Below are 25,970 nucleotides of genomic sequence, written 5' to 3'. Positions count from 1 at the left end.
CCGACCCACACCCGGGTCACGCCCAAAGTAGTTGCTGAACAACGTCATTCATGACTCGATCGCGCCGAACAGGCATCCGGGTGCCAGTTCAACCCCCTACGTCGAACAAAGGAGGAATCTCATGCGCGCTGTCATTGTGACCCGTCACGGTGGCCCCGAAGTCTTGGAGGTGCGCGATATACCCGAGCCGGAGCCATCTCCCGGTGAGATCCTCGTCGCGGTTGGTGCCGTCGGAGTGAACTATCACGACTCGATGACCCGCCGCGGGGTACTGGACTCGCACCCGCCCTTCACCATCGGCGTCGAGGGCGCCGGCACGGTGGTAGCACTGGGAGGAGGCGTGGAAGGCGTCATGGTGGGTCAACGCGTGGCATGGCCCCTCATCAGCGGCAGCTACGCCGAACTCGCAGTCATCCCCGTCTCCTCGGCCCTCCCGGTGCCCGATTCCGTGACGCTCGAGTCCGCTGCGGCACTGATCGCTCAGGGGCTGACCGCTGACTACCTCACCTCCGACGCCTACCCGGTACAGCCCGGCGACGACGTGCTCGTCCATGCCGCAGCAGGCGGTGTGGGCAATCTGATCGTGCAGATGGCCAAGCATCGCGGAGCCCGAGTGCTCGCCACCACCTCAGACCCCGCCAAAGGCGAGATAGCCCGCGCCGCAGGTGCCGACGAGATCATCGGCTACGACGACTTCGCCACTCAGATAGACGAACTCACCGCCGGAAAGGGCGTCGAGGTGATCTACGACGGAGTGGGAGCCAGGACCTTCGAGCAAGACCTCGTGGCCATCGCCCGCCGCGGCAACATCCTCCTCTACGGAGCTCCCAGTGGGCCCATCCCTCCGTTCGACCTTCGACGCTTGTCCCAGTACGGGTCACCATATGTGTCACGACCGACGTTGCTCGACTACATCGAGAACCGAGACGCACTGCTGGCGCGTGGCAAAGCGCTCTTCGACCTAGCGGCCAACGGCGTTATCTCCGTATCGATCGCGGGCCGGTTCTCCCTTGACGAAGCTGGTCTCGCACACCACATGTTGGAGGACCGGTCGCGGATCGGAAAGATCGTCATCTTTCCAGGCGGGGTGCCGATTTAACCCGCTTCTCGGCACCGCTTCTGGATACTTGTTGTCCCCGAATCCGTCTGCGACACCGCTGGTTCGGTGCTGACGGCGCCCGGGCCACGCAACATTGCCTGTGACAGGCGGTACCGGTCCAACACAGGGATCGGCCGCGGTGTCGCCTTACTCGGCGATGACGCTGACTTGGACATTCGGCAGGCTGATGATGCCCAAGGGCTCCACGAGCTCGCCTATCCGCCGGGTAGACATCCCCAGCAGGTATCAGGTGGCTACCACCGTGGTCAAGGTTCGTAGAGCGCGTTGCGCCGTTCCAGAACGCCGTCCAGGAAGTAGTAACTCTGCCGCAGCTTGGGGATCGCGAGATCCTATAAGGCTGCGCGCGTGCCGAATTGGCGGTGTCCGTACCCGCTGCCGGAGTCGGTGCGACCGACGAGCAGTCCAGCCCACGCGACGTCGAGATCACGGGATGGGTCACGACCCTGAACCTGGGAAGGGTCCATTCTCAAGATCCCTTGACTTGGTCATTCGGGCGATCCGCCACCCTCTCGATCTGGTGGGCCGCCATACTCAGCTTGGCTGGCGGGATGGGTGCGAAGATGTCCAGCGCATGCAGTTCATCTTCACCGATGGCCGCAGCCTGATGTGGCACACCGCCTGGGATGTAGAACATTTCGCCGCCGTTGACCTCGAATCGTTGGTCACCGTTCAAAACGAGTTCGAGCGTTCCACGGATGACGTAGATGGTCTGGTCGTACGGATGTTGGTCGACGGGCACCGTGGGGTGACCGGGTTTTAGCCACGTGGCTTGCACTAAGACGTGGTCCCCCACGACAGCCGTTCGCCTGAAGGCGCCGTCGAGAAGCGTTTCGGTGGGAAGGTCGCTTAGCGCTGAGTGAAAAGGCTGTTGCGGCATGGTGACTTCTTCCGTCGGAGATATTGGGTCGACATTGGAACGCTGGTCGTCATATGAGCCCGCGTCATCGTCGGACCCGGTCGATCGCTCGAACTCCATCCGGCGTGCATCGCTGCTGCCGACATCGGCATTCGATCGCCAATGACCGAAATCCCCTTCAGCGCACCCAGATGAGTCTGCAGAGGACGCGGTACGAATGTGACGAGCTTGGAGGGCTAAGCAACCGTACCTGCCTTGACGCGGGCGGGGACGACCTCGAGGGGTAGTGAGCTCAGACCACGGATGACGTTGTGCGGCGCAATGGACACCGGCCCGGCGATCTCCATTGAGTCGACTCGAGCAACCAGAGCCTTGGCCACCGCCTCGCCCTGAATGTAGGCAAGGGGACGCCCGATGCAGGTGTGCAGACCATGGCCGAACGCGACATGGCCAGTCGCATCCCGGGTGATGTCGAAGGTGCCGGGGTTCTCCCAGCGGCGCTCGTCCCGATTCGCCGAGCGGAGCATCGGCGAGATCTTCGACCCTGCAGGTACCGTCACGCCACCCACGTCGTAGTCCTCAATGGCCGTGCGCGTCATGCCAAATGCCGGAGTCTCCACGCGAAGCGCCTCGTCGTAGGCGTTCCTGGCGAGGTCGGGATTCTCTTTCAGCAGCCGCCACTGGTCGGGGTTCTCGGCCAGCTTCCACATCATCGAGCCGATGCTGTTCACGGTGGTGTCGACGGCGGCGACCAGGTAGGTCAAAATCATGCCCAGCACGTGGTCCTCGGCCAGCCGCCCCTGGTCGAAGGCATCGTAGACGGCCATACCGAACCCACCCGGGGTGAGCTTCTCACGCGTGCATACCTCCATCGCGTACACCGGCAGAGACTCGTAGTCCGCCTGGAACTGCGTCTTGTACAACTCGTTGTCGGGTCCGAAGATGTTGAACGTCGCCGACGCTCGGCGCAACAACCCGTCGCGCTCATCCTTTGGTAGTCCGATCAGATCGGCAACCACCTCGACGGGGCCCCTGTGCGCAATCTCGGTTACCGCATCGAACTGCCCCTTCTCCACGCATTCGGCGACGATGGCGTCGGCTCGTTGCTCGATGCCCGCCGTGACGTCGCGCAGCGCCGCGGGCGCCAACTTGTCGCGGAACACCTTGATCAGTTCAGTGTGACGTGGCGGCGCCTCGTCGAGAATCGTCTTGGCGATGACTTCGTCGTGCTCCTTGCAGGCCGTCACACCATGCTCCGAGCTGGCACCCCGCCAATCCTTGAGCACGGTCCGAACATCGGCATAGCGCCCAACCGCCCAGAGACCGTACTTCTCCAGATGAACCGCCGGGGCCGCGTCTCGCAGCTCCTTGAATGCCTGCCACGGATCTTGGAGGTTCTCTTCCGCCCACAGGTCGACCTGCGTCGCTTCCATTGGTCCTCTTTCTTCGTCCACCGCCTCAGCGAAGACAAGTCCACCGTCCCCGCCTCGTCAGCGGGATCTAGTGATCTAGCTCACCCTCTACCTTGGTGATGAATAATCGATTTGTCAATCCCAAAACGTTTTTGTGGTCGACTGTATCTCGATCGCTGCTCAGAGGGCGCCGCGCAGCATGCGGCACCGCGATTCCACAGAGGGGCGCTAGCGGCTGTGTTGAGTGCCGGCCGGTACCGAGGTCAGCGAGACTGCTTCGTTCGACTCGGGGTCTGGCCGGGCGGTCAGATTCTGGGTGAGCGCCTTACGGCCCTGCATGAAGTCCTTGGGCCGGTTGACTGCGTGGGCCGCACACAGCCGTCCAGCACGAAAGTAGAAGGCCGACATCTCCTGACCGCGAACGTGATCGCGGATCTCGACCCGGTCGAATTCAGTTGTCAGACCTGCCATTTGAATCTTCAGACTTCCCTGATTGGACCAGAACCACGGAACTGCCACGTACGGCGCCGACGTGCCCGCGATGGTGGCCGCGGCGGCCTTCGCCTGCTCGACGGCGTTCTGCACCGATTCCAGTCTGACGAGGCCGGAACCGGTCACCGGATTCGGCATGACGGTGCAGTCACCGGCGGCCAGCACCCGGTGATCACTCGTCTTGGAATGGAGGTCGACGACGATTCCCCATCGGTCTCCAGGCCGAGTCGTTCGGCGAGTTCGAGGCGTGGCTCCAGGCCGATACCCACGATGACCGCGTCGGCCGCGATCTGACTTCCGTCGGTCAGGATCACCCGTCGGACATGCTCACCATCACCCTCAATCGCCGTGACCGCGGCACCGAAATGAAATGTCACACCGGCCGTTTCATGTGCATCGCGCAGGAACTCCGACATGTCCGGGGCCAGCGACCGCGACAACAGGCGCGGCGCGGCCTCGACCACGGTGACCGCGGCGTCTCGGCCGCGGGCAGCGGCGGCAACCTCCAGGCCGATGAACCCTCCTCCGATGACGACCACGGAGTTGCTTCGACCCAACAGTGCGCAGATGGACATCGCGTCATCGATAGTGCGCAGATACGTCACGCCGTCGAGATCTGATCCCGGAACGTCGAGCCGGCGGGGCCGACCTCCGACGGCCAGGACGAGACGATCGAACGGCGCGATCTCACCCGTGTCGAGGTAGGCCGTCCCGCGGTCGCCGGCGAACTCGACGTCGCGCACGGTGCATCTACTCCGCACGTCGATCTCGAGCTTGTCGTAGAACGCCTGCTTCCTCAGCAGCAGGGACTGAGGGTCCGCGGTCCCAGCGAGAAACGCCTTCGACAGCGGCGGCCGTTGGTACGGATGGTGGGCTTCGGCGCCCACGATGGTGATGGGCGCGGTATAGCCGAATTCGCGGAGCGAGAACGCTGTTTGGGCGCCGGCCTGTCCGGCACCGACGATGACGGTACCGGTCACGACTGCCCTGCGACTTCGACGAGAAGGCCGTCGAGCGATTCACTGAAATCGATCTGACAGGCGAGGCGGCTCGTCGAACGACGCTCGTCCACTTCATCGAGCATGTCATCCTCCAAGTCCCCGGGGGGGCCGACGCGTTCGGCGAATCCGTCATCGACGTAGACGTGACAGGTGGCGCACGTAGCCGCTCCACCGCATTCGGCGAGAATCCCGGGAATGCCTTCCTGCACGGCAATCTCCATCACGGTCTGGCCCGGAGTCGCCTCGACCGCGTGCACGTCGCCTGTGGCAGTCCGGAATCGAATCTCGTACACGGGTGCTCCTTCATGGTGTTCGGTGGCCGGTTGCAATGGGAGTCTGCGACCTAGCACGACGTCCGAACGCGTACGTCATCGTGGGCGGCTGCGCGCTTGCAAGGCATCTCTACTTCAGACAGCACTGTGTCGCATGAAACACTTCGGTCAAAATGTAAGCAGATTCAGCGGTCGGCCACAAGACCTGATGCTGGGTCGGCGTCGGCGATTGAACTCCCGTGACGCAGATGTCGCGCATTCGCCGCACCGATGGGCGCAGGACACGCAAAACGGCCGAGAGTTCCATCTGCATAAACTGTAGGCAGAATGGGAACGGCGACTTCTGGTGATCCCTACATCAGCCTGCTCGGTCCGCCAGCGACCTCGTCACGAAACACTGCCCGGAGCCGAGGCGACTTCGTCGCCAATCAGGGCGATGAGCTGGTTCTCGATGAAGGGGATCGGCACGACCCCGATCGCACCGATCATGAAGTCGTCGCTCCCACCCTCGATGAAAGTCCTTGCGGCGCAGGCCGAAAGGCTCGCGTTCCGGACCAGCACGTAGACCGAGAAGATCTTCAACCGGCGCTCGTCGATCGGCTGGCCGCCGCTGCGGTAATAGATGTCGAGGAACTCAGGCCAGGGGAACTGCTTCTCGATCGCAGAACGCACGTAGGCAAGATCTTCGGCGGGGTCACCGACATGGATCAACTCCCAATCGAGGATCGCGCTGATGCGACCCTGGTCGATCAGGAGGTTGTGCGGACCGGCGTCACCGTGGACGACCGATGGCTTGCCGAGCCCGAAACTGCACGCGTGCAGGAGCCAGGCGAAGGCGCACTCGATGATCGGCGAGGCTTCGACGGCGTCGCGCCGCCATCTCTGCCAGCGAAAAGTGACCTCGCGATTCATCAGTTCCTCGGCACTGTGGAGGGCATCCTCGCCGAAATCCAGCTCGTGGAGCGGAATCGCGTGGACCCGCGCGAGCCATGCCGCGAGATCCTCGAAGGCAGGTCGCGACGGCTCGTAGAAGCCGCTGAAGCGGTCCCCGCCCATGCTGCCCTCACAGTGTTCCAGCAGGATGAACGGTTGACCGAGGTCGTTGGCCGCGGTCTCGAACAGTATGGGCCGGGGAACCGGATAGCCGCGTTCGGAGAGAACGCTCAGTATCGGTAGTTCCTCTCCGATCGTGGTGGGTCCTCGGACCGTGTCGACGGCGAATGCCGATGCATCCTGGCGTAGCACCATCCGACTGGGCACTTCGTCATGGGGTGCGACGGAGATGACGTAGGTCTGCTTCGAACGTCCGCCGGGCAACAGTCGCACTTCGGTCACCTCGATCGGATTGCGCGGTGACAACCGAGTGTTGAGTAGCGCCGCAAGTTCTGGAGGTGAAATCGGTCGACTTGGCGATCTTTCGATTGCCGTTCTGGTCTGTGCAGCGACGCGTGCTGCCTCGACGCTGGTTCGCCACCGAGCATCAGCGTCAAACACTTGCTTGAGGAGATCGGCGGCCTCTGCGCTCTGCGCGGTCTGGTTCTGACTCACAGTGCTCAACGGATGAATGATCTGGGCGAGTCTGGCACGCACCTGACGGATTCCGTCGGTCGCCGCGGCGTCACTCACCTCCCCGTGGATTCCATCCAGAAGATGCGCGGCTGCAACACTGATCTTCGTTGCATCAGAATGCATTTCGGTATCGACAATATCGACGAGGTCGATCTCCGCGGCCGCCAGGTCCAAGAGCTGGCGAACGTACTCGAGCCGCTCGGGGGCTGCCCCGTCTGGCACGGCCGGAGCTATGTTCCGGAGAATGTCGTCGCTAGCGCCACGCAGTAGCGCCGCAAGCTGGTTCAGCATGGCGTCCATCCTTCCTTCTGACGATCGTCAGAGGTTCTTCGTCGCGAGGCTCGCTAGGGAATGAGGCTGCGGCGACATCTTCGGGGTGTCACGCGATCGTCGCATGGGCCACGTCACCGACCGCAGCTTCCACGTTGACAGGTGTCTTCGCTACGGGTCAGTCCTCAGCGCGGCGCTTTGGTTGCGGCGCTGTCGATCTCGTTGACCGAGTCATCGTAGCTCTCCCTGGCCCGCCGGATCTCGTCTTGCTGGATTTCAGCCCACAGGACTAGTTGAGCGAGCGGATCGAGGATGGAGCGGCCGAGCGGCGCCAACCGATACTCCACCTGGGGTGGCGCCGTGGCGAACACGTGGCGGGTAATCAAGCCATCGCGTTCCAGCCCCCGCAAAGTCTGCGACAACATACGTTTGGAGATGTCGGGTATCTCCCGCTGGAGCTTGCTGAAACGGGCCGGTGAGGCGTTCAATGCGATCACGATGAGCATTGTCCACTTGTCGCCGAGGCGATCGAGGACGTTTCGAATGAGGCAGTCGGACTCATTGAATTCCATTGCCTGCCAAGTGGTGAAGCGTTGCGCCAAGATCTCGCTGCCATTCATGGCGGTTCCTTCTCAGTAACCTGGTATTGAAAGAATGCCTTCTTCCGCAAGCTTCTACCGGTCTCTATCGTAAACCCGTGTCCGGTTGGAGACCAGCATCCAGTTGGAGACCAACCACCAATTAGAGACCAGGAATTCAATGTCCCCATCAAAACCCGTCATCCTCGTTACCGGTGCGAGCGGCCAGCTTGGTCGACTCGTCGTCGAAGAATTGCTGAAGACCGTCCCTCAGAGTCAGCTCGTGGCCACGGCCCGGAACGTCGATGCGCTCGCTGACCTCGAGGCCCGAGGCGTCGAGGTGCGGCAGGCAGATTTTTCAAAGCCGGACACGATGGACGCCGCCTTCAAGGGCGTCGACAAGCTACTCCTCATCTCCTCCAGCGAAATTGGCCAGCGGGGGCCGCAACATCTCAACGCCATCAACGCGGCCAAGGCTGCCGGCGTTTCACTGATCGCCTACACCAGTGTGCTGCACGCGGATACCTCCACGCTCGACCTTGCGATCGAGCATCGCGAGACGGAGCAGGCCCTCGCTGAGGCGGGCGTCCCCTACGTGCTGCTCCGCAACGGCTGGTACACCGAGAACCACACCGCATCGATCCCGCCGGCCCTCGCCCATGGCGCCTTCATCGGCTGCGCCAACGAGGGCAAGATCTCGTCCGCTAGCCGCGGGGACTTCGCCGCCGCCGCATCAGCCGTTCTGACGGCCGCAGACGACCAGGCCGGCCGGACATACGAACTCGCCGGCGACGCCACCTACACATTGGAGGAATTCACCGCCGAGGTGGCCAAGCAATCGGGAAAGCCAGTGGTCTACCAGGATCTGTCCCAAGACGAGTACAAGGTCGCGCTCGTCGGGGCTGGCATTCCGAACGGCGCTGCCCACATCTATGCACAATCCGACGCCGCCGCGTCACGAGGTGCGCTCTTCGATGACGGCCGCCAGCTCAGCAAGCTGATTGGCCGCGCGACGACGCCATACGCGACGACCATCGGCGAGGCGCTCGCTGGCTGATCGCCCAACGGTTTGAGGCCCAAGCCCGGGGACTAGCGCCGAGATGGCTGGCCCAGATGCCCTTTGCGACAAGCTAATTCGTGCGACGGAGGCAGCACATGGGACGCGGCACTGAGCAACTTGCGCGGGGACTGCGCGGGTACCTCGAGCGGGGTGACCGCATCACCGGTGTGAAGGCCATCTCGGCGGGCCACTCGAACGAGACCTACTTGGTCGAGGGCCTGGACGAGATTCTCCGCATGCCACCTTCAGTGGAGGGGATGCTGCCGCCGTACGACATGGCGGCACAACATTCAGTGCTCGCAGCAGTGAAAGCGAACACGACCAGCGTGCCGGTTCCCGAAGTATTCGAAGTATGCACCGATCCGGAAGTGCTCGGCGATCCCTTCTTCCTCATGGAGAGGCTGCCGGGTGAGTCGTTCGAGTATGCGGTGCCGGAATGGCTAGCCACCGACCCGGTCGAACTACCCGACAAGTTGTGTAGGCAGTGGTTCGACGCCCTCATCGGTCTGCACAACATGCCGGCCACGCAGATGCCGGCGGTTCATCGCAGCTTGCAGCAGGAAGCGCAACACTGGCTCGAGGTGGCGCAGTCGGCCGAGGGACCGGAGGCCTTGATCGACGTTCTGTCGGATCTCGCCGCGCGCCCACCGGCCACATCGGGTCCACCGACCCCCGTGCACGGCGATCCAAAGCAAGGCAATTGTTTATGGCACGAAGGGAAACTCACCGCGCTCCTCGATTGGGAGATGGCGCACGTCTCCGAGCCGATGCTCGATCTCGGTTATCTACTCATGTTCCACGACCAGGGCGAGGCGTCGATGGCCAATTCGGGCCACGAACTTCCGGGCTGGTGGTCGGCTGAACGAATGGTGGCGGAGTGGGAGGCCGGCACTGGCCGGACGGCGGTCGACGTCGCTCGTTACACGGCGCTCGGAAATGCGAAGGCCGGAGCGATCATTGCCAAGGGTGCTCATCTCTACACCAGTTGCAGAACCAGCGACGCGCGGTTCGCGAAGTTCGTCGAGGTTCTTCCGATTTTCACTGACCTCGTCGTGCGCAGAGCAATGGCTGCCGGCTAGGCGGCTCCTGCCCGTCAAGCTAGCCCGCGACTGAGAATTGTTACACCGCAACCACTTGGGAGGCATGGTGGCGAGAACGGCCTTGGAGACCGTTAGCCTGTACTTCAGGGACATGTGGAATGGCCGCTCCGTGGAGTTGGTCACCGAGATCTGCGCAAACCCAATCACTCGGCATGATCCTGGCAACAATCGCACCCTGTCGCATGCCGAGCAGATCGCGCGAATCGTGGAATTGATGAACAAGGACGAGCCGCACATCGAGCTGAGCGTCCTCCACGGGGACGACACCCATGTGACGGCGGTGTGGAACATCGTGCGTGCCGGTGGCGGCCAGCGAGTCATCAGCGGAATCGAAGTATTCAGAGTTCGGGATGGACGGATCACGGACGTGTGGAATAGCCCCTACTCGACCGAGCCGTGGGTCTGACGCCGCACGCTGCCCTGCTACTTCGCGAACTGAGCAGCGCGCTTCGCGAGACGCTGCGCAGTACCCTCGAAGTGCTGGGCCAATCGAGCGACAGCCGTATCGGCGTCGCGTGCAAGGGCAGCATCCATGATGTCCTTGTGCTCCCGGACGATCAGGGATGAACTGGCATCGCCTGGACCCGACCAGTATCGGTAGAGCTCAGAGGCATCGTAGAGTTGGCGGCGGATGTTCAAGAGGCGTGGATGAGGGCAGCCGGCCGCCAGCGCGGCGTGAAATTCACCATGAACCTTCATCCAGTCGCGGCTGTAGGAACCGTCGTCGTCGACGATCGTGGTCGCCCCAAGGGCATGGTGTGCTGCGACTAGGTTGGACTCCCAGGTGAGATCCCCATGGACGATCGCTTCACGCAAAGCCAGTGTCTCGATGTGTACGCGCATCCAAGTGAGATCACTGAGGTCATCGATCGAAAGCTCCGGTACCGCGAAGCCGCGCTGAGGGGTCGCGTCGAGAAGGCCCTCGGACGCAACCCGCGCCGCCGCCTCGCGGATGATGGTGAGACTTACCCCTTCAGCCTTCGCCCGCTCACTGAGGTGCAAGCGCGTGCCCGGGAGAAGGATGCCGTGCACGATGTCGTGCCGTAAAGCCTGGTAAGCAGTCTCGCCGAGAGACGTCCCTTTGCTGCGAGACGTGCCCGCGTCTTTCGCGCCTACACTCATGGCCACCCGATTCGACGTCTCATCACGCGCGAAGGACGTCGGGCCGCGGATGGTCCGCCGATTCCAGACTCACGATCCAGCTCATCCCACCGCTTGCGCACAGCTGCTCGGTCAACGGACCGTCCGATCGAGCAGCGCGAACAACTCAGTGAAATGGCGTTCTGCTGCATCTTCGTCGTAGGAGGGAATGTCCGCCATGGTGAAGCCGTGTGGAGCGCCGGCATATACCTCGGCGTGATAGTTGACTCCGGCATCTTGCAGAGCCGATTCGACCGTCGCGATCTGCTCGGGAGTCATGTGCTCGTCGCCGTCGGCGAACCCCAAATAGATTTCGGCCTTCAGGGCGCCCGCGCAGAGGTGGGGGCTGTCCTCGCCGTCGGTGGCCAAACCGCCGGCATGGAAGGAGCCGAGCGCGGCCACCCGGTTGGGATGGGCGGCGGCGATCTCCCAGCCCAGGCGTCCGCCCATGCAATACCCGGTGATGGCCACCGGACTTCCCGCTATACCTTCGAGGTGGCTCAAATAGGCATCCGCGTCGGCGACCATCCGGTCGGTCGTCAACTCGCTCATCACCGGCGCCAATTTGTCGAAGGCCTCCTGCAAGTTGGCGAGATCCTGCAAGCCATCGGTCGGGACGATTGGCGCACGACCAGCTCGGTAGAAGACGTTCGGCGCGAGCACGACGAAGCCGCGGTCGGCGATCCGGTCGACCATGTGCTTGATGTGGGGCCGCAGACCGAAGAGATCCATGACGAACAAGACACCAGGTCGGCGTTCGCCCTCCTCCAGGCCCGCCAGGTAGCAGTCGGCGACGCCGTCGGCCGTCCTCACCTCGATCATCTTCCCGCCCATAGTCATTCCTTTCGCTGGCTGTTCTTGCGCCTCGGCACGACGCCGACGGTCTGCTCGGCGCACGCGCGAAATTCGGTACCACACTCGTAGAACACCTGGTCGCACCGTAGGCGTCGTGCGTCGCGCACCTCGATGGAGGCAACCCGCGCAATGCGTGCCTCGACTTGGACCAGGCTATTCAACGAGAATCGATGTGTCAATGCGTAATCGATTATCTATCATCCCGGCTCAAGGTCACCGGAGCACGGTGATCTCCTGCGGGAAACGATGCAGTCGCTCGCCCGGGCCGTCCGGCCCGATCAGCCAGTTGTCGCAGATCCATGACAGATACTCATCGTGGATGTAGCAGGGATGGGCGGCGAAGTTCATGCCCGCCGCAATCGGCATCGTCTCGTCGTGGCGGATGAGAGGCCGTTCGACGAGGTCGTAGCCCTGGTTGTGGCTGTGCAGGCGATCCTCCTCAGGACGCCCATGCTCGCGCATGTAGGCGTTGTACTGCTCCCATACGTCGGCCGGGGCCGTGCCGGGCCGGAGCAGGTCCACGGTGAACGCCTGGGCGGAGATCAGGAATGCCAGCTCATCCTCGAGCTGAGCGGGGATGTCTCCCAATACGCACGTTCGCCCGAGCTCTGCGTACATGCCACCGGGTCCATTGCATTCGACGAGCACCGAGACGATGTCGCCTTCCTGGATCACACGGTGCTGGACATGCCGAGCCGCGACTGGCGGAGGTGTTCCAGGGGGGGCCGAGCCGCAGAGGAATACGCCGGCCTCCGCGCCCAATTCCTCGGAGACGAAACGCGCCTCGGCCATCACGTCGCTTCCCCGCCTGCCGGGCCGCACGGCTTTGAACACCGCCCGCATGACGTCGTCCTGGATGGCGGCGCAGCGGCGAACCAGATCCTGCTCCTCCGCCGACTTGATGGCCTTGATGGGGTCGACGATGTCGCTGGCGTCGACGAACCGCGCTGAGGACAGCTCGCTCAGCAGGTGCTCGCCCATCGCCCAGGACATCTGCCCCTTTCCGAGTAACCCGATCGTGCCTTGGGTCCAGGGCTGCAGAGCCTTGACCACGTTGCGGGGGTCCGACAGCGCGGTGTAGCTCGCCGTCGGGAACGCGCCATCGGTATAGACCCGGTCGACCCCGCGAAAGAGCCCGTCGCCTTCGGGCGGAAGCTCGCGCACCGAGTTCAGCGGACCATGCATGATCACCTTCATCGCCTCGAGGCGGGGGAAGACGACGGTCGTCGGATATCCGACGATCTCGGGGATGTCCGTGAAGTACTTGCCGTACCCACCGACCTTGTCGTTGTTGTTCTGCATCACCAACACGTCGATGTCGGCGTCAGCCATGGCCGCTCGCACCGCCGCCCACCGCCGCTCGAGTTCGTCCGTCGAGATCGGCGTGTTGACGTGCTCGTTGACTGCCACGGCAGAAGACAGGTTCAGCGGCGCGATGGCGGACAGGTTCTCAGTTACAGATGACATTTCCACTATTCCTCTTTTGTTCGCGCCCACCGGGCGCAGACAGTGAACGGACGGTGCTCGAGGGATCCGAACGCTGCTGGTCGCATTGGCCGATCCCGGTCGCACGCGCGAGCCGCCCGCGGCTCAGCGGATCCGTTGGTTGGCTTGGTCATTCGATCACGATGGCCTGCTCGGGACAGGACTCCGCGGCTTCGGCGACGGCGGCCTCCTGATCGCTGGGCACCACGCTGGACACCGGTGAGGCCTTCCCGTCGACGTCATCGAGCTCGAATGAGTCGGGGGCATTGATGACGCAGAGGCCGTGGCCCTGGCATACCTGTCGGTCGACTGAAACATTCACCTGTGCAGTCCTCTTCGCTTCGAGTGGGTGGCCGGGCGAGTTCGCGACCGGCGATCCCCACGGGGATCCTCCCGCCGCGGTCGTCGTCGCGGGGCCGCGACGCGAATTGAGGCCCCCGCGACTGATACCTAAGCGATCGAGCTTGCCGTGACGCGGGCGGGTACCACCTTCAACGGAAGCGTGTCCAAGCCACGGATGACGTTGCTCGGCACAATGGAAATTGGGCCGGTCATCTCCATGGAGTCGACGTGCTTGAGCATCGCCTTGAGCATCGCCTGCGCCTGCATCTGCGCCAGCGGCCGCCCGATACAAGTGTGTATGCCGAAGCCGAACCCGACGTGGGCAGCGGCGTCACGGGTGATGTCGAATGTGTCCGGATTCTCCCAGCGCCGCTCGTCTCGGTTCGCCGACCGCAGCATCGGCACGACCTTCGACCACGCTGGAATCGTCACGCCGTCGACGTCGTAATCCTCGATGACGACGCGCGCCATGCCAAAGGCCGCCGCCTCGATGCGCAACCCCTCGTCGAAGGCATTCCGAGCCAACTCGGGCTTTTCCTTCAGAAGCTGCCACTGATCGGGGTTCTCCGCGAACTTCCAAATCATCGAGCCGATGCTGTTCACGGTGGTATCGATAGCAGCCACCAGATACGTCACGATCATGCCCAGGGCGTGTTCCTCCGTCACGCGACCCTGGTCGAGAGCCTCATAGACGGAGAACCCGAAACCGCCGGGGACCAGCTTCTCTCGCGTAAAGCTGGAGAAGATGTACTCCCCCAGCGCCTGATAGTCATGCAGGAACCGCGTCTTCCACAAGTCGTTGTCCGGTCCGAAGATGTTGAAGGTCGCCGACGCGCGGCGCAGGATCCCCTCCCGTTCGTCGGCCGGAATTCCGATCATGTCCGAAACGACCTCGACGGTGAAGATGCGTGAGATCTCGTGCACTGCGTCGAATTCACCCTTGGCGACGCACTCGGCAACGAGAGCGTCGGCCCGTTGCTCGACGGCCTCCGTGACCGCGCGTAACTTAGCAGGGGACAGATTCTCGCGGAAGATCTTGACCAGTTCGGTGTGGCGTGGGGGCGCCTCATCCAGAATCGACTTGACGGTGATTGCGTCGTGCTCCTTGCACACCGTCACGCCATGCTCCGAACTCGCACCCTGCCAGTCCTTGAGCACGGCCCGGACGTCGGCATAGCGCGCAATGGCCCATAGGTCGTACTTCTCCAAATAGACCGCCGGGGCCGCGTCGCGCAGTTGCTTGTAGACAGGCCAAGGGTTATCGAGATTCTCTGCCGACCACAAGTCGATCTGCGTCACGTCCATTAGTCCTACTTCCTTCGTCTTCGCGGCGGCGACGGCTCATGGGATCTCGACCCCAGCTCGGCGAACGGGTCACCGCCCAGTCCCGTGATCTGAGTCACGTCCAAGTTTGCATCAGATAATCGATTTGTCAACATCAAAGCGGTTTTCAGGAAATCCGAAGATGCGAGGCGGATCGGGGCAGCCTTGTGTACAGGTGCGGCTGGAGTTCCACTTCAAGCGCGCCGTTGGGGGGTTGGCCACCGACGGGTGGATCTTCCAACGGATGCAGGTCGGTGATCGGGTCGCCCTGCGTGGACTGCTAGGTCAGTTCGGCCTGGTGAATAAGCAAGACGAACCTGCCCTGCTCACCAGCGGCGGCACCGGCCTAGCGCTGTTGAAGTCCACTCGTGCAGCACGCATTGGCCGAACGCCTCGTCCCGATCTGTACCTGTATCACGGCGGTCGACGCCGCGATGACCTCTACGACGTCGAATACTTCGCCGCCCCGGAGTTCATCTCCAAGGAGGAGTTCACCGTGTCGGGGGCGCCCTCGGCGACGACAGCAACCGTCTCCGAGTAGTGCCCGCAGTCAACGACGGCTGAACGCGATGATGCGCGGCGTCATCACCGTGGCGGCCGCTCTGTTCCATCGGCATGTGTTTGCGGTAGCGTCGACCGCCGATACCGCACCGCGGCTGAAATGCTCAGGGGCGGTCTGGTCGAGAACTTCCCGGTAGTTTGCCGGCGGACGCTAGGCGGCGCAGGCGAGTGGTTCTTCCTTCAGCGGCGCCGCCACAGATTTTCGAGGCGAAGGCTGTTCACGCCTCGGCTACTTCCGCCGCCGACGCAGGCAGACGGCAGCCGACTGCACGGTGTCGGTGATGGTCTTGACGATCGGACTGTTGACCTTCCAGCACTGCCAATACAACGGCACATCAAGATGCGCATCAGAAATCCGCACGAACGACCCATCCGCCAGCGCCGGTCCCGCCAACTGTTCCGGATACATGCCCCATCCCAACCCCGCTCGAACGGCCGCACCGAAGCCATCCGCTGTTGGCACATAGTGCACTGGTCTCGCGATATTCCGACGAAAGGCTTTGCGCACCAACATGTCCTGTAGGGCGTCGTTACGATTCCATGCCAAAGAGGGCGCTACCGCCGCCTCCGCGGTAAGCCCATGAGGCAGGTAGCGCTCGACATAGTGGGCACTCGCGACCGGCACATACCGCATGACACCCAGCGACTGCGCCCGGCATCCGGGCACGGGATCGCGCTCCGTAGTCACCGCCCCCATGGCCACCCCTTCACGCAACAGCTGTGCGGAGTGGTCCTGGTCTTCAATCCGAATGTCGAATAGCACCTCAGGGAGCTTCCCGAGCACGCCAGTGAACCACGTCGACATCGAATCGGCGTTGACCGCGATCGCGACCCTCGATTTATCAGCCGATACACCACCCCGCGTCTCGGCAAGCGCTTCTGACTCCAACATCGCCGCTTGTACTGCCAGTCTCAGCAGTGGAATGCCTGATTCCGTCGCTCTGCAGGGCTTTTCCCGCACAACCAGGACCTTGCCAACGCGCTGTTCCAACGCCTTGATGCGCTGACTCACCGCCGATGGCGTCACATGAAGCCGTTCGGCAGCCGCGTCAAAGCTGCCAAACTCGATTACCGCCGCGAAAGCGGTGAGCTGATCGGCATCGAGCCTCGTCTCATACTCATAGCGCATCCGCCAACCCTGCAATCGCGTATGAGAAACCGCAACGAGCTTTGGGAACTTACCGCCGTAGCTGTAGGTTCTCACTCTCCGTGGCGGATGGCGAACCATCTAGCTGCGGTTTCGCAGAATTCTCATCGAAATGGCGGACGCGCTTTTCTCATCTTCGTGGCGGATCCTATAACCGTACGGTTGTGCAGGCCTCACCTCCGGCCACAAGAATTTCAGGGTAATTCTCGCGCCGTCGCCATATCTGGCTGACACGCTGGACGGGACAGCGTCGGCAAACGCTTGCTTACGCTTACAGGATCAGCCGCGACCCTCGACCAACTGAGCTATTGCCTATTGATATGGCTAACGGGGGCAGACCTCCACGATACGGGCGGCGTCAGACACCGGTGGCAATATTGGTGTCGTGGATCAGCTGCCCAACGACGAGCAGGAGACCGCCACATCCTGGACGAACCCGTGGATCGCCGAGTACAAGCAGCGCCAGGCGATGTTGATGGAGATGCGACCGTTTGAGGTCATCGCGATGACGCGAGACTTGAACTTGACGTCCTACGCCTTCAGCAAGAACGCAGAGGAACTTCAGGCCCACATATGGCGATACCCCGAGATCGGCCAGAGCCAGCCGTTCAACCCAGACGTGGGCGATCCTTTCGGCATCGAACTAGCCCGGCTGCTGGCCAACTTTCTCGCCTCGGTGAAATCGCTGGTCTCAGGGCAACGGGCGGTATTGCGCGACGTCTGGCCAAAAATTGAAGGGGCGCTCTCCGAGTTTGAGCGCGGCGAGTACACCGAAAAACGTCTAGCCGTGTTCGAAGCAGACGAGGCGAAATTGCTTGAGGAGCTTCGCAACTACTCCCAGCACAAGTTCCTCCCCTACTTGAATCCGGCGTGGCAGTTCTCGCAGACGATGCCGATGGCGGAATTCCAGTTTCGGTTACATGTTGAGCCGCTGTTGAAGTGGGATAAGCTGAACGCGCAGGTTCGCAAATACCTTGAAGAACAGGGTGATTCGATTGATCTGCTTCCGATCATTAGTCGCTACACCGGGGCGGTACGGGAATTCTACAAGTGGTTCTGGCTCAAGATCGACGAGAAGTTGCAGCCGGAGCGCCTCGAATATGACGCGCACGTGGCTGAGCTGATGGTCTACGGCGAAGAAGTGTTCTTAAGTCCGGATTGGATCCAAAAGCCTCGGGGTGAGCCGCCGCCCGGGTGGAACGGAGCGCGTTGGCGGCGTCGTTCGCTAGCCGAGATCAGGCAGCGCCGGTGGGCGCTCGGACACCGGTCCTTTCGTGGCATAGCTGTCGACGCCCAAGGCGTGGCGGAAGTTGGGAACCACCCGTGGACGCCTATTCTCCTGCGGGCGAACTAATTCCCGATGCCGTTCAGCCGAATAGCGACACCACATCGCTCGCCATAAACTGCGAGCTCGGTCGGGCGGCTTTGGGCCGCATCCAAACCACAATTGATTCAGCGCCGAGATACCCATCGGTTGCCGTCAAGCTCGCCGATAATGTCGCGTTACGTCGCCAATACCGGCCTGCTCGAATTTCAAGACCGGTGGTGCGACCCGAGGGCGAGGACATGCTGAGGCTGAAGAATCCCACCGCCGTCACCCCTGCGCGACGACTCGGATCGACCTGAGCCGAACCGCCACGCGGTTCTTCTTGGGTGCTGGAAAGCGTTCGGGGTCTTGGCCATAGCGGCGCACGATGCGATCGAACAGCACCAGGTCGGCATCGTCTTCGATGGCGGCGGCGGCGCGGATTTCCAAGGTCCGAAAGGGATTTTCGGGGTCGATGATGAACAGGCTGACTTTGGGGTGGGCCAAGATGTTCTTATATTTCTGCCGATCCGTCGTCAACGACATCGCTACCGTGTCGCCGTCACAGACATACCAGACGGCCGATACGTGCGGCGCTCCGTCAGCGCTGACGGTGCTCAACGAGGCGACATACGGCGCCTCGATGAGGTGCCGATGAGACTTGGGGATTGTGTTCACGTGATCCTTTCCGGCGCAGAGAGTCTGGAGATGTCCCTACTTGATGGCAGAGTCCCCGTCGACCTGCTTACAGCAAGGCCGGTCTCACCTCAGCTAGCCTCAGCAACGGGGTGGCTTTGACGCGACCTTCGGGGCTCGCCGCCGTGTCCGCGCCGCCACCATATGCATGACCAGTTCAACGTAGGCTGCGGCAAGCTCCGTTGAATTCCGCCGGTGACGGGTGGGAAACCATCGACTTACGTCGATACATAAAGACGAGATGGCCAGCGCTGCGGCTTCGACGTCTGCGATACCGAAATCGCCTGTATCGACACCGCTTTGGAGGATGTCGGTGAAGACTACTGTGGTCTTTCGTCGGATTGTCGCGATCTTGCGGTAGTGAGCCACGGATAGCGACCGCAATTCGTACTGCACCACGCGTGCAATCGAGTGGTTGACCGCGTGCCATTCCACGTAGGCGGCCGTCGTGCGCTCCAGTCGGTCGGCGGGGACCGCAACGGGCGAGTCCCTGGTGATCACTGCGGACAACGCCGCGGTGTGGCCCTCCAAACTGATCGCGTAGAGCAGCGACTCCTTGGTCTTGTAATGCGGGTACACCGCGCCGGGACTGAGTCCGAGACGAGCGGTGATGTCGCGCAGAGAGGTGGCCCCATAGCCCCTTTCGGCGAACATCTCGACGGCGGCCGCCCGAATCCGCGCAGCGGCTTTTGAGGGACCGACCTCGATTGTGGCACCCGGGCCGTACGCCTCGCTCATAACCATCCCCTTCGCCCATTGACACACCGGCCGACGTCATCCAGTATATGCGATCGCATAGAAAATATGCGGGCGTATATATGCCAGAGGCTTCCAGTCGTGTGGCGGATATCGACGACCGCAACGGCTCGAGCCGCGGATTAACTGGTGGCAGGCATGGTTTCGTGCCAGCGACCAGGGACGGGGCCCATGGTCGCGCCGCGACCGACTCCGACGGAGAAAGGACAGCGATGCCCAACATGTCGTTCGACTTCACCGGTCGCAGTGCGATCGTCACCGGCGCGGCCCGAGGCATCGGCCTTGCCATTGCGCGCCACTTCCACGCTGCTGGTGCCACGGTGTTCATGGTCGACCTCGACCACCAGGCGCTCACCGAAGCGGCCAGCGAGATCGGCGCCATCGCCGTCGCCGCCGACATCACCCTTAGCGCAGACGCGGACGCCGTGGTCTCGACCGCCGTCAACCACAGCGGCCGCGTCGACATCCTGATCAACAACGCGGGCATATTGCGCGACAGGGTCTTGTGGAAGCTCACCGACGATGACTGGGACCAAGTGCTAGCCGTCCACGCCGGGGGCACCTTTCGGTTGACCCGCGCCTGCGTGCCGCACTTTCGTGCGCAGCACTACGGCCGGATCGTCAACGTCACCTCCTACACCGGATTACACGGCAACCGGGGCCAGGCCAATTACGCTACGGCCAAGGCCGGAATCGTCGGCTTCACGAAGACCGCAGCCAAGGAACTCGCGCACTTCGGCGTCACGGTCAACGCCATCTCCCCCAATGCGGCGACGCGGATGACCGCGTCCATTCCCGCCGACCAAATTGCCGACGTCACGGGCCCGATCCCCCGTTTCGCCGATCCCGCCGAGATGGCAGCCGCAGTATGTTTTTTGGCCTCCGAAGAAGCCGGCTACGTCACTGGAGTCGTACTTCCGGTCGACGGTGGCCTGTCGATCTGATCCCGCCGATAGGACATAAAACACTATGACCGAGCTTCTTTCGCGCCGAGACATCGACTTTCTCTTATACGAATGGCTTGACATCGAGTCCTTGACCAAGCGGGAACGATTCGCCGAACATTCCCGCGAGACCTTCGATGCGGTGCTCGACCTCAGTACCGACATCGCGACCCGCTGCTTCGCGACGCACAACAAGAAGAGCGACGTCCATGAACCTCAGATGCTTGAAGGCGGGTCGGTCGCACTCATCCCCGAGATCAAGACCGCACTGGACACCTATGCAGCCTCCGGTCTGATGGCCGGCGAGTTCGACGAGTCCGTCGGGGGTATGCAGCTGCCCACGACCGTCGCCCGCGCAGCGATGGCGTTTTTTCAGGCCGCCAACGCCGGGACGGCGAATTACCCGTTCTTGACCATCGCCAACGCGCACCTCATCGCCACGTACGGCACCGACGAGCAGCTCGAGTCCTACGTGCGACCCATGCTGCAAGGAAGACACTTCGGCACGATGTGCCTGTCGGAACCTCAGGCGGGATCCTCCTTGGCGGACATCACCACCCGTGCAGCCCGCCAGGACGACGGTAGCTATCGCATCAACGGCACGAAGATGTGGATCTCGGGCGGAGACCACGACCTTAGCGAGAACATCGTCCATCTCGTCTTGGCCAAGACGCCCGGCGGAGGCCGAGGAGTCAAGTCGATCTCGTTGTTCATCGTGCCCAAGTACCTGCCCGCCGACCCGGCCTGCGACGAATCGCGCGTGCGCAACGACGTCGCGCTGGTTGGTCTCAACCACAAGATGGGCAACCGCGGTACGACAAACACGGTGTTGTCGTTCGGTGGAGGCAGCTACAACCCTGCCCCTGAGCCCGGCGCCGTCGGCTATCTGGTCGGCGAGGAAAACTGCGGGCTGACCTACATGTTCCACATGATGAACGAGGCCCGTATCGGTGTCGGCTTCCTGGCCACCGCCCTGGGCTACGTCGGCTACCTCAAGTCGGTCGCATATGCCCACTCTCGCCTGCAGGGCCGCACACCAAACCACGGCGGGAGCGACGCGGCCCCTGTCGCGATCATCGAACATGCCGACGTCCGGCGAATGCTGTTGGCGCAGAAGGCCTATGTCGAAGGGGCTTTAGCGCTCGGACTGTACTGTTCTCGACTCGTCGACGAACAGGCCAGCGGTTCGGATCCGACGGGCGTGCGGGAGGCCGGATTGCTGTTGGATATCTTGACGCCCGTCGCCAAGAGCTGGCCATCCCAATGGTGCTTACACGCCAATGATTTGGCCATCCAGGTGCACGGAGGATACGGCTACACCCGTGATTACGACGTGGAGCAACACTACCGCGACAACCGCCTCAATCCGATTCACGAAGGCACCAATGGCATCCAAGGAATCGATCTGTTGGGCCGTAAGGTGTCCTTGGACGACGGCGCCGCATTGCAGGTACTGACGTCACGAATGCTGGCCACGATTCGACGCGCTCAGGCCGGCGAGGAAAGTACGGCACGCTGGGCGAAGCAGTTGCACAGCACCTGGAACGACGTGCTGGAGGTGACATCACGGCTCACAGGCCACCACGACCGCACGGTGGCTCTGGCCAATTCTTCGGCCTATCTCGAGGCGGTTGGTCACACGGTCATCGCCTGGATGTGGCTGGAGCAGTTGATTGCAGTGGGCCAGCAGCGCGGCGACTTCTACGACGGTAAACGCACCGCGGCGCGCTATTTCTTCACCCACGAGCTGCCCAAGGTGACCGCTCAACTCGATCTGCTCGCCAGCATGGATACCACCACGCTCGACATGCGCCCGGAATGGTTTTGAGCGCATTCCGAGCCGCTCGACGCCCAAGTGGCGGGAATGGATTATTTGATGGCGATTTTGCCTGATGCCGCCAGCGGCGTTGGCGCCTAGGTTTGCTTTCATGGCAAACGAACGCAAGGTGAAGGTTTTGGTCTCCGGTGCTGGTGCGGCCGGTCAATGTGTGGGTTATTGGCTGGCTCGCCACGGCTTTGAGACCACGGTTGTCGAACAAGCGCCGGCCCCCCGAATCGGCGGCTTCGCAACCGATTTGCGCGGTCCGGCAACTGACGTGGCAGATCGCATGGGTATCGGGGACGCGTGCCGGGAAGCGCGTGTCCGACTACGGGAGATCGCTTTCCTTGGTCCGCACGGCAACGAGCTATTCAAGACCGACGGCAACTGGAACGCCGGAGGAGACGACATCGAGATTCTGCGCGACGACCTCACCAGCCTCTTGCACTCGGCACGTGAATCGGTCGACGGCCTGACCTACCGTTTCGGTGACAGCATCGCTTCGATCGTCCAGGACGACGACGGCGTGGACGTCACTTTCGACAACAGCACGCCCGCCCGTTACGACCTCGTGATCGGCGCGGACGGTTTGCACTCGAACGTCCGGTCGCTGGTGTTCGGCCCCGAGCATCAATACACCAAGCCGGTTGGCCATTACGTCGGGATCTTTACCATCCCGAACCTCTTCGACATGGACTCACAGTGGTTCATTTGCACTCTGCCCGGCAAACTTGTCAGTGTCATGCAGTACGGCCTCGACAAGCACACCCGAGCGATGTTCATTTACTCCTCACCGCCGTTCAATTTCGATAAGCGTGATCGTGAAGCACAGAAGGCCATCATCAAAGAGGCGATGAAGGGCGACATTGAGTACTGGGCGGTCGAACCACTGCTGGGCGCCCTCGACGGCGCCGATGACCTGTACTTTGATGAGGTGGCCCAGATCCACATGCCGACCTGGCATAACGGCCGAGTTTGCCTGCTTGGTGACGCCGGCTACGCGCCCACCCTGCTCGCGGGTCAAGGCACCAGTGTCGCCGTCGTCGGCGCCTACGTGCTGGCGGGGGAACTCAAACGCGCTCAGGGTGACCCCTCCGTCGCGTTTCCGAAGTATGAAAGCGCTATGCGGAACTATGCGGAACTGAACCAAAAACTCGTCTTCGGTGCCGAGGAATTCAGAATTCCGACCAGTTGGGAGGACATTGAGTGCCGGGATGCCGAGGTTTTGAAGATCATGGAGACCGGTGAAGATGACCGCACCGGCGGGGCGTTGCTGAGAGCTGCCGCCGACGCCATCGTGCTTCAGGACTACTAGGCGAGGTATTTGAGGTTCAACGCGTGGATCCACAGGAATTGATGCTCTACCCGCACCGCGTGCCCCGGGATGCCAATGCCGTCAGCATGAGCATCGACTCCGACGACTTTCGGTACCCCACCCACCGGCACCGTAAGGCGGAACTGGTGTTCGTCGCCAGCGGCGTGCTCACCTGCGAAGTCGGTGGAGATCTATGGATCGTGCCACCGCAGTGCGGCCTGTGGATTCCCTGCGACCTCGAACACTCGGCACGCGGCGAGGGCGCCATCGAGGTCTACGTGCTCTTCGTCGAACCCGAGTTACTGCCGCAGCTGCCGAACACTGCCTGCACGGTGTCGGTGTCCCCTCTTCTGCGCGAACTCATTCTCACAGCTTCGGGACTCCCGCCGCTCTACCTTCCCGACGGTCCCGAGGAACGGTTGATTCGGACGACACTCGATCAGCTTGCGGTAGCGCCGGTTGAGGATCTGCGGGTGCCCATGCCTCACGATCCGCGGCTGCGCGCCATCGCCCAGGCGCTGCTTCAGCACCCCGCCGATCGCCGCACCATTGGGCAGTGGGCCAGACAGGTGGCCATGAGTGAGCGATCGTTGTTCCGGCTTGTCCAGCGCGAGACGGGGATGAGTTTTGGTCGATGGCGCCAACAGTTCCAGCTGATGTTGGCGCTTCAACTCCTGTCACAAGGGAGGTCTGTTCAGTCGGTGGCACGAGATCTGGGCTACGAGACGGCCAGTGCCTTCATCGCGATGTTCCGCGGGGCTCTCGGCCAATCCCCGACCCGGTTCTTTGCGCAACGACGCGCACGGCTCAGTTCTTCAGAAAACGGCGCACCCGTGGCGAGTTGGACCCCATAGCTCCGGATTCTGGAAGTGCGTATCACGCAGTGTTCCAGCAGTTTTGCCTACTAGAGGAATTGCGGTAGTTGCGACGAATCCAAATATTCGTCCACCCTGACAATCCTGCCGTCAGCACCCAGCGTCACGAACATCGCGATGTGCGCTTCGAATTCGGCTCCATCCGGGCCGCGGCCCCGCAGTGTGTGCTGCTGAGCCAAACCGCCCGGGATCTCGAGCCGGCGGATGTCGTCGTATGAGAGATCGGTCCATCGCGCAAGAATCGCAGCCAAGCCCTCAAGATTCTCCTCGATGCGCTCCGCGTGATTGTTGGAGTTGTGCCAGATCAACACATCGGGCGCATAGCAAGCACGAACGGCATCCACGTCGCCACGTTCCATAGCGCTGAGCAACCTGTCGACGACGTGCGTCGAGCGAGGGCTGCTTTCGACCGGCGCGGAGCTCGCCGCCGTATTCAATGATTCCATCGAATTCCTCATCCTATCAACAGATTCCGGGACGTCATCCATTTCAACGTCCCGTCGACGACGGTGTCGAGCGTTCCGCTGTCATCGCGGTAGTAGTGATCGGCGCCCTCAGCGAGGTAAAACGTCTTGTCCGTGCTCGCGCATGCCGACGATCTCTCTGCCATCCTGTCGGTGGCGAGGACATGCCCGACTCACCCCGCCTGGGCAGGTTAGCGGCCAAACGTGGAAATGATGTTGCCATAGGCGTCCTCGCTCTCCTCCTGGGTGAGCACGGGCATGTAGGGCGGATGCAGTAGCACGTGTGGCAGGCAGTCACTGTATTCCTCTAGTTTCCTGCGACATTCGTCCGGTGTTCCCGTGATGCTGAAGGCGTCGACGAGTTCGTCGCTGACGGCCTCCGCGAGGGCCATGGGACCCCGAGCGGCCATCGCCTCTAGACACACCTCGCGGTCCTTGGCGAGGCCCATGTACTCGGCAAGGGGGGCGCACACCGGATGTGAGATGTAGATGCCGACTTGGAGGCGAGCGCGCCGGTAGGCCTCGGCCCGGTCGTTTGACACGCTACACACGGTCTCACTGGCGACGTCGACGTCGACGTCGGCGAGGTCGCGGCCTGCCTTGTGCGCTCCTTCTGCAACGCTGGGCAGGTATACCTCTCGCAAATAGCGGGTCGGCAGCATGAAGCCGATGACTCCGTCGGAAATTTCACCTCCCAATCGGGCCATGGTCTGCCGTAGCGCGGCGGTGTAGATGGGGATTCTCTTGCGCGCCAGCGGGCGTCGGCCGAAGGGATTGATCTCTGGAGCCGTGAACTTGTAGAACTGGCCACCGAAAGTTTCGCCATCAGTGACACCGTCACCGGCGGTCCAGTCCCAGATCTTGCGAAGGAGCGTGACATACTCGCGCGTCCGTGCGGCCGGACGATTGCTGTCTGCGCCGTTCATGAGGTCGGTGAATGCGGCAGCTCCAGTGCTGATGCCCAGGATCAGCCGCCCGCCTGACGCTTCATCGACATCTGCTGCGGCGTTCGCCATCACGAACGGACTGCGGCCCGCGGTGGTGACGAGCCCCGTACCCAGGGGGATGGTACTCGTCGCCTGTGCGGTCATACCGTGGATGACGAGGGGATTGCGGTAGAACTCGTAATCCCATACCGAATCGAATCCGGCATCTTCGGCCATCTTGGCCATTCTGGGAAATGCATCGATTGGTTGATTCAACCCAGGCATG

Annotated in this window: 28 protein-coding genes; 11 read left to right on the top strand and 17 right to left on the bottom strand. The window is 62.4% G+C overall.

Features of this window, described 5'->3' with window-relative positions; genetic code table 11:
* The first annotated feature begins 121 nt into the window (after positions 1-121).
* On the top strand, positions 122-1,099 hold the full coding sequence (locus D6M19_RS17595; RefSeq protein WP_123026613.1) for a quinone oxidoreductase family protein: 978 nt from the start codon (positions 122-124) through the stop codon (positions 1,097-1,099).
* Positions 1,100-1,586: 487 nt separating this feature from the next.
* Here the strand turns inward: D6M19_RS17595 and D6M19_RS17590 are convergent, their stop codons facing one another.
* From D6M19_RS17590 to D6M19_RS34275, 6 genes are all read right to left on the bottom strand, one after another.
* A complete protein-coding gene (locus tag D6M19_RS17590; protein ID WP_164478548.1) occupies positions 1,587-1,997 on the bottom strand; it encodes a cupin domain-containing protein in 411 nt (136 codons plus the stop codon).
* Positions 1,998-2,212: 215 nt separating this feature from the next.
* Positions 2,213-3,409, bottom strand: coding sequence for a cytochrome P450 (locus D6M19_RS17585; RefSeq protein WP_123026526.1), 1,197 nt, complete (start codon positions 3,407-3,409; stop codon positions 2,213-2,215).
* 207 nt (positions 3,410-3,616) lie between these two features.
* Positions 3,617-4,018: an oxidoreductase C-terminal domain-containing protein gene (locus D6M19_RS17580; protein ID WP_164478547.1), complete on the bottom strand. Its 402-nt coding sequence runs from the start codon at positions 4,016-4,018 to the stop codon at positions 3,617-3,619.
* Positions 4,003-4,860 (bottom strand): NAD(P)/FAD-dependent oxidoreductase, encoded by an 858-nt coding sequence (locus D6M19_RS17575; protein WP_164478546.1) that lies wholly within the window; start codon positions 4,858-4,860, stop codon positions 4,003-4,005. The genes D6M19_RS17580 and D6M19_RS17575 overlap by 16 nt, the downstream gene beginning before the upstream one ends.
* Complete coding sequence (locus D6M19_RS17570) at positions 4,857-5,174, bottom strand: 2Fe-2S iron-sulfur cluster-binding protein (RefSeq protein WP_123026523.1); 318 nt, start codon at positions 5,172-5,174, stop codon at positions 4,857-4,859. Before D6M19_RS17570 ends, D6M19_RS17575 begins: the two co-directional genes overlap by 4 nt.
* A 366-nt stretch (positions 5,175-5,540) precedes the next feature.
* Complete coding sequence (locus D6M19_RS34275) at positions 5,541-6,479, bottom strand: phosphotransferase family protein (protein WP_164478545.1); 939 nt, start codon at positions 6,477-6,479, stop codon at positions 5,541-5,543.
* A 168-nt stretch (positions 6,480-6,647) separates the two neighbouring features.
* Here D6M19_RS34275 and D6M19_RS34270 point away from each other — a divergent pair, with 168 nt between their 5' ends.
* A complete protein-coding gene (locus tag D6M19_RS34270; RefSeq protein WP_164478544.1) occupies positions 6,648-6,992 on the top strand; it encodes a hypothetical protein in 345 nt (114 codons plus the stop codon).
* Between the two features lie 185 nt (positions 6,993-7,177).
* Here the strand turns inward: D6M19_RS34270 and D6M19_RS17560 are convergent, their stop codons facing one another.
* Positions 7,178-7,612 (bottom strand): winged helix-turn-helix transcriptional regulator, encoded by a 435-nt coding sequence (locus D6M19_RS17560; protein WP_123026521.1) that lies wholly within the window; start codon positions 7,610-7,612, stop codon positions 7,178-7,180.
* Positions 7,613-7,751: 139 nt separating this feature from the next.
* Here D6M19_RS17560 and D6M19_RS17555 point away from each other — a divergent pair, with 139 nt between their 5' ends.
* The 3 genes from D6M19_RS17555 to D6M19_RS17545 all read left to right on the top strand — a co-directional run bounded on the left by D6M19_RS17555 (position 7,752) and on the right by D6M19_RS17545 (position 10,136).
* Positions 7,752-8,627: an SDR family oxidoreductase gene (locus D6M19_RS17555; RefSeq protein WP_123026520.1), complete on the top strand. Its 876-nt coding sequence runs from the start codon at positions 7,752-7,754 to the stop codon at positions 8,625-8,627.
* 170 nt (positions 8,628-8,797) lie between these two features.
* Positions 8,798-9,709: a phosphotransferase family protein gene (locus tag D6M19_RS17550; protein WP_164478543.1), complete on the top strand. Its 912-nt coding sequence runs from the start codon at positions 8,798-8,800 to the stop codon at positions 9,707-9,709.
* A 67-nt stretch (positions 9,710-9,776) separates the two neighbouring features.
* Positions 9,777-10,136: a nuclear transport factor 2 family protein gene (locus D6M19_RS17545; protein WP_164478542.1), complete on the top strand. Its 360-nt coding sequence runs from the start codon at positions 9,777-9,779 to the stop codon at positions 10,134-10,136.
* 17 nt (positions 10,137-10,153) lie between these two features.
* Here the strand turns inward: D6M19_RS17545 and D6M19_RS17540 are convergent, their stop codons facing one another.
* From D6M19_RS17540 to D6M19_RS17515, 5 genes are all read right to left on the bottom strand, one after another.
* The gene (locus D6M19_RS17540) at positions 10,154-10,852 is read right to left on the bottom strand and encodes a GntR family transcriptional regulator (protein WP_164478541.1); all 699 of its coding nucleotides are present in this window, start codon (positions 10,850-10,852) and stop codon (positions 10,154-10,156) included.
* 111 nt (positions 10,853-10,963) lie between these two features.
* Entirely contained in the window at positions 10,964-11,704 is a 741-nt protein-coding gene (locus tag D6M19_RS17535; protein WP_206428554.1) for a dienelactone hydrolase family protein, read from the bottom strand.
* A gap of 234 nt (positions 11,705-11,938) precedes the next feature.
* Positions 11,939-13,192, bottom strand: coding sequence for a M24 family metallopeptidase (locus D6M19_RS17525; protein WP_123026514.1), 1,254 nt, complete (start codon positions 13,190-13,192; stop codon positions 11,939-11,941).
* A gap of 148 nt (positions 13,193-13,340) precedes the next feature.
* Positions 13,341-13,532, bottom strand: coding sequence for a ferredoxin (locus D6M19_RS17520; protein WP_123026513.1), 192 nt, complete (start codon positions 13,530-13,532; stop codon positions 13,341-13,343).
* A 128-nt stretch (positions 13,533-13,660) separates the two neighbouring features.
* A complete protein-coding gene (locus D6M19_RS17515; protein ID WP_123026512.1) occupies positions 13,661-14,857 on the bottom strand; it encodes a cytochrome P450 in 1,197 nt (398 codons plus the stop codon).
* Positions 14,858-15,050: 193 nt separating this feature from the next.
* Between D6M19_RS17515 and D6M19_RS17510 the strand changes: the two genes are divergently transcribed.
* Positions 15,051-15,416, top strand: a complete 366-nt coding sequence (locus D6M19_RS17510; RefSeq protein ID WP_123026511.1) for a ferredoxin reductase domain-containing protein — start codon at positions 15,051-15,053, stop codon at positions 15,414-15,416.
* Between the two features lie 249 nt (positions 15,417-15,665).
* Here the strand turns inward: D6M19_RS17510 and D6M19_RS17505 are convergent, their stop codons facing one another.
* Complete coding sequence (locus tag D6M19_RS17505; RefSeq protein WP_123026510.1) at positions 15,666-16,565, bottom strand: LysR family transcriptional regulator ArgP; 900 nt, start codon at positions 16,563-16,565, stop codon at positions 15,666-15,668.
* Positions 16,566-16,968: 403 nt separating this feature from the next.
* Between D6M19_RS17505 and D6M19_RS17500 the strand changes: the two genes are divergently transcribed.
* Positions 16,969-17,937: a hypothetical protein gene (locus tag D6M19_RS17500; RefSeq protein WP_123026509.1), complete on the top strand. Its 969-nt coding sequence runs from the start codon at positions 16,969-16,971 to the stop codon at positions 17,935-17,937.
* A 240-nt stretch (positions 17,938-18,177) separates the two neighbouring features.
* On the opposite strand, the gene D6M19_RS17495 is transcribed toward D6M19_RS17500, so the two are convergent.
* Together D6M19_RS17495 and D6M19_RS17490 are read right to left on the bottom strand one after the other, a co-directional pair.
* Entirely contained in the window at positions 18,178-18,567 is a 390-nt protein-coding gene (locus D6M19_RS17495; RefSeq protein WP_123026508.1) for a PPOX class F420-dependent oxidoreductase, read from the bottom strand.
* Positions 18,568-18,666: 99 nt separating this feature from the next.
* A complete protein-coding gene (locus D6M19_RS17490; protein ID WP_123026507.1) occupies positions 18,667-19,323 on the bottom strand; it encodes a TetR/AcrR family transcriptional regulator in 657 nt (218 codons plus the stop codon).
* A gap of 230 nt (positions 19,324-19,553) precedes the next feature.
* Here D6M19_RS17490 and D6M19_RS17485 point away from each other — a divergent pair, with 230 nt between their 5' ends.
* The 4 genes from D6M19_RS17485 (at position 19,554) to D6M19_RS17470 (ending at position 24,273) form a co-directional block, all read left to right on the top strand.
* Entirely contained in the window at positions 19,554-20,285 is a 732-nt protein-coding gene (locus D6M19_RS17485) for an SDR family oxidoreductase (RefSeq protein ID WP_123026506.1), read from the top strand.
* 25 nt (positions 20,286-20,310) lie between these two features.
* On the top strand, positions 20,311-22,113 hold the full coding sequence (locus tag D6M19_RS17480; RefSeq protein WP_123026505.1) for an acyl-CoA dehydrogenase: 1,803 nt from the start codon (positions 20,311-20,313) through the stop codon (positions 22,111-22,113).
* A gap of 100 nt (positions 22,114-22,213) precedes the next feature.
* Positions 22,214-23,419, top strand: a complete 1,206-nt coding sequence (locus D6M19_RS17475; RefSeq protein ID WP_164478540.1) for an FAD-dependent monooxygenase — start codon at positions 22,214-22,216, stop codon at positions 23,417-23,419.
* A gap of 23 nt (positions 23,420-23,442) precedes the next feature.
* Positions 23,443-24,273 carry an AraC family transcriptional regulator gene (locus tag D6M19_RS17470; RefSeq protein ID WP_206428553.1) on the top strand — a complete coding sequence of 277 codons (831 nt, stop codon included), beginning with the start codon at positions 23,443-23,445 and terminating at the stop codon, positions 24,271-24,273.
* Between the two features lie 50 nt (positions 24,274-24,323).
* Here D6M19_RS17470 and D6M19_RS17465 read toward each other — a convergent pair whose 3' ends face one another.
* Positions 24,324-24,782 carry a nuclear transport factor 2 family protein gene (locus D6M19_RS17465; protein WP_123026503.1) on the bottom strand — a complete coding sequence of 153 codons (459 nt, stop codon included), beginning with the start codon at positions 24,780-24,782 and terminating at the stop codon, positions 24,324-24,326.
* A gap of 167 nt (positions 24,783-24,949) precedes the next feature.
* Positions 24,950-25,969, bottom strand: a complete 1,020-nt coding sequence (locus D6M19_RS17460) for an LLM class flavin-dependent oxidoreductase (protein ID WP_268812320.1) — start codon at positions 25,967-25,969, stop codon at positions 24,950-24,952.
* Between the last annotated feature and the right edge of the window lies 1 nt (position 25,970).

Source organism: Mycolicibacterium stellerae (genome assembly GCF_003719305.1).
In the GTDB taxonomy this organism is placed as follows: Bacteria; Actinomycetota; Actinomycetes; order Mycobacteriales; family Mycobacteriaceae; genus Mycobacterium; species Mycobacterium stellerae.
This window is presented reverse-complemented; position numbering and strand designations above follow the sequence as displayed.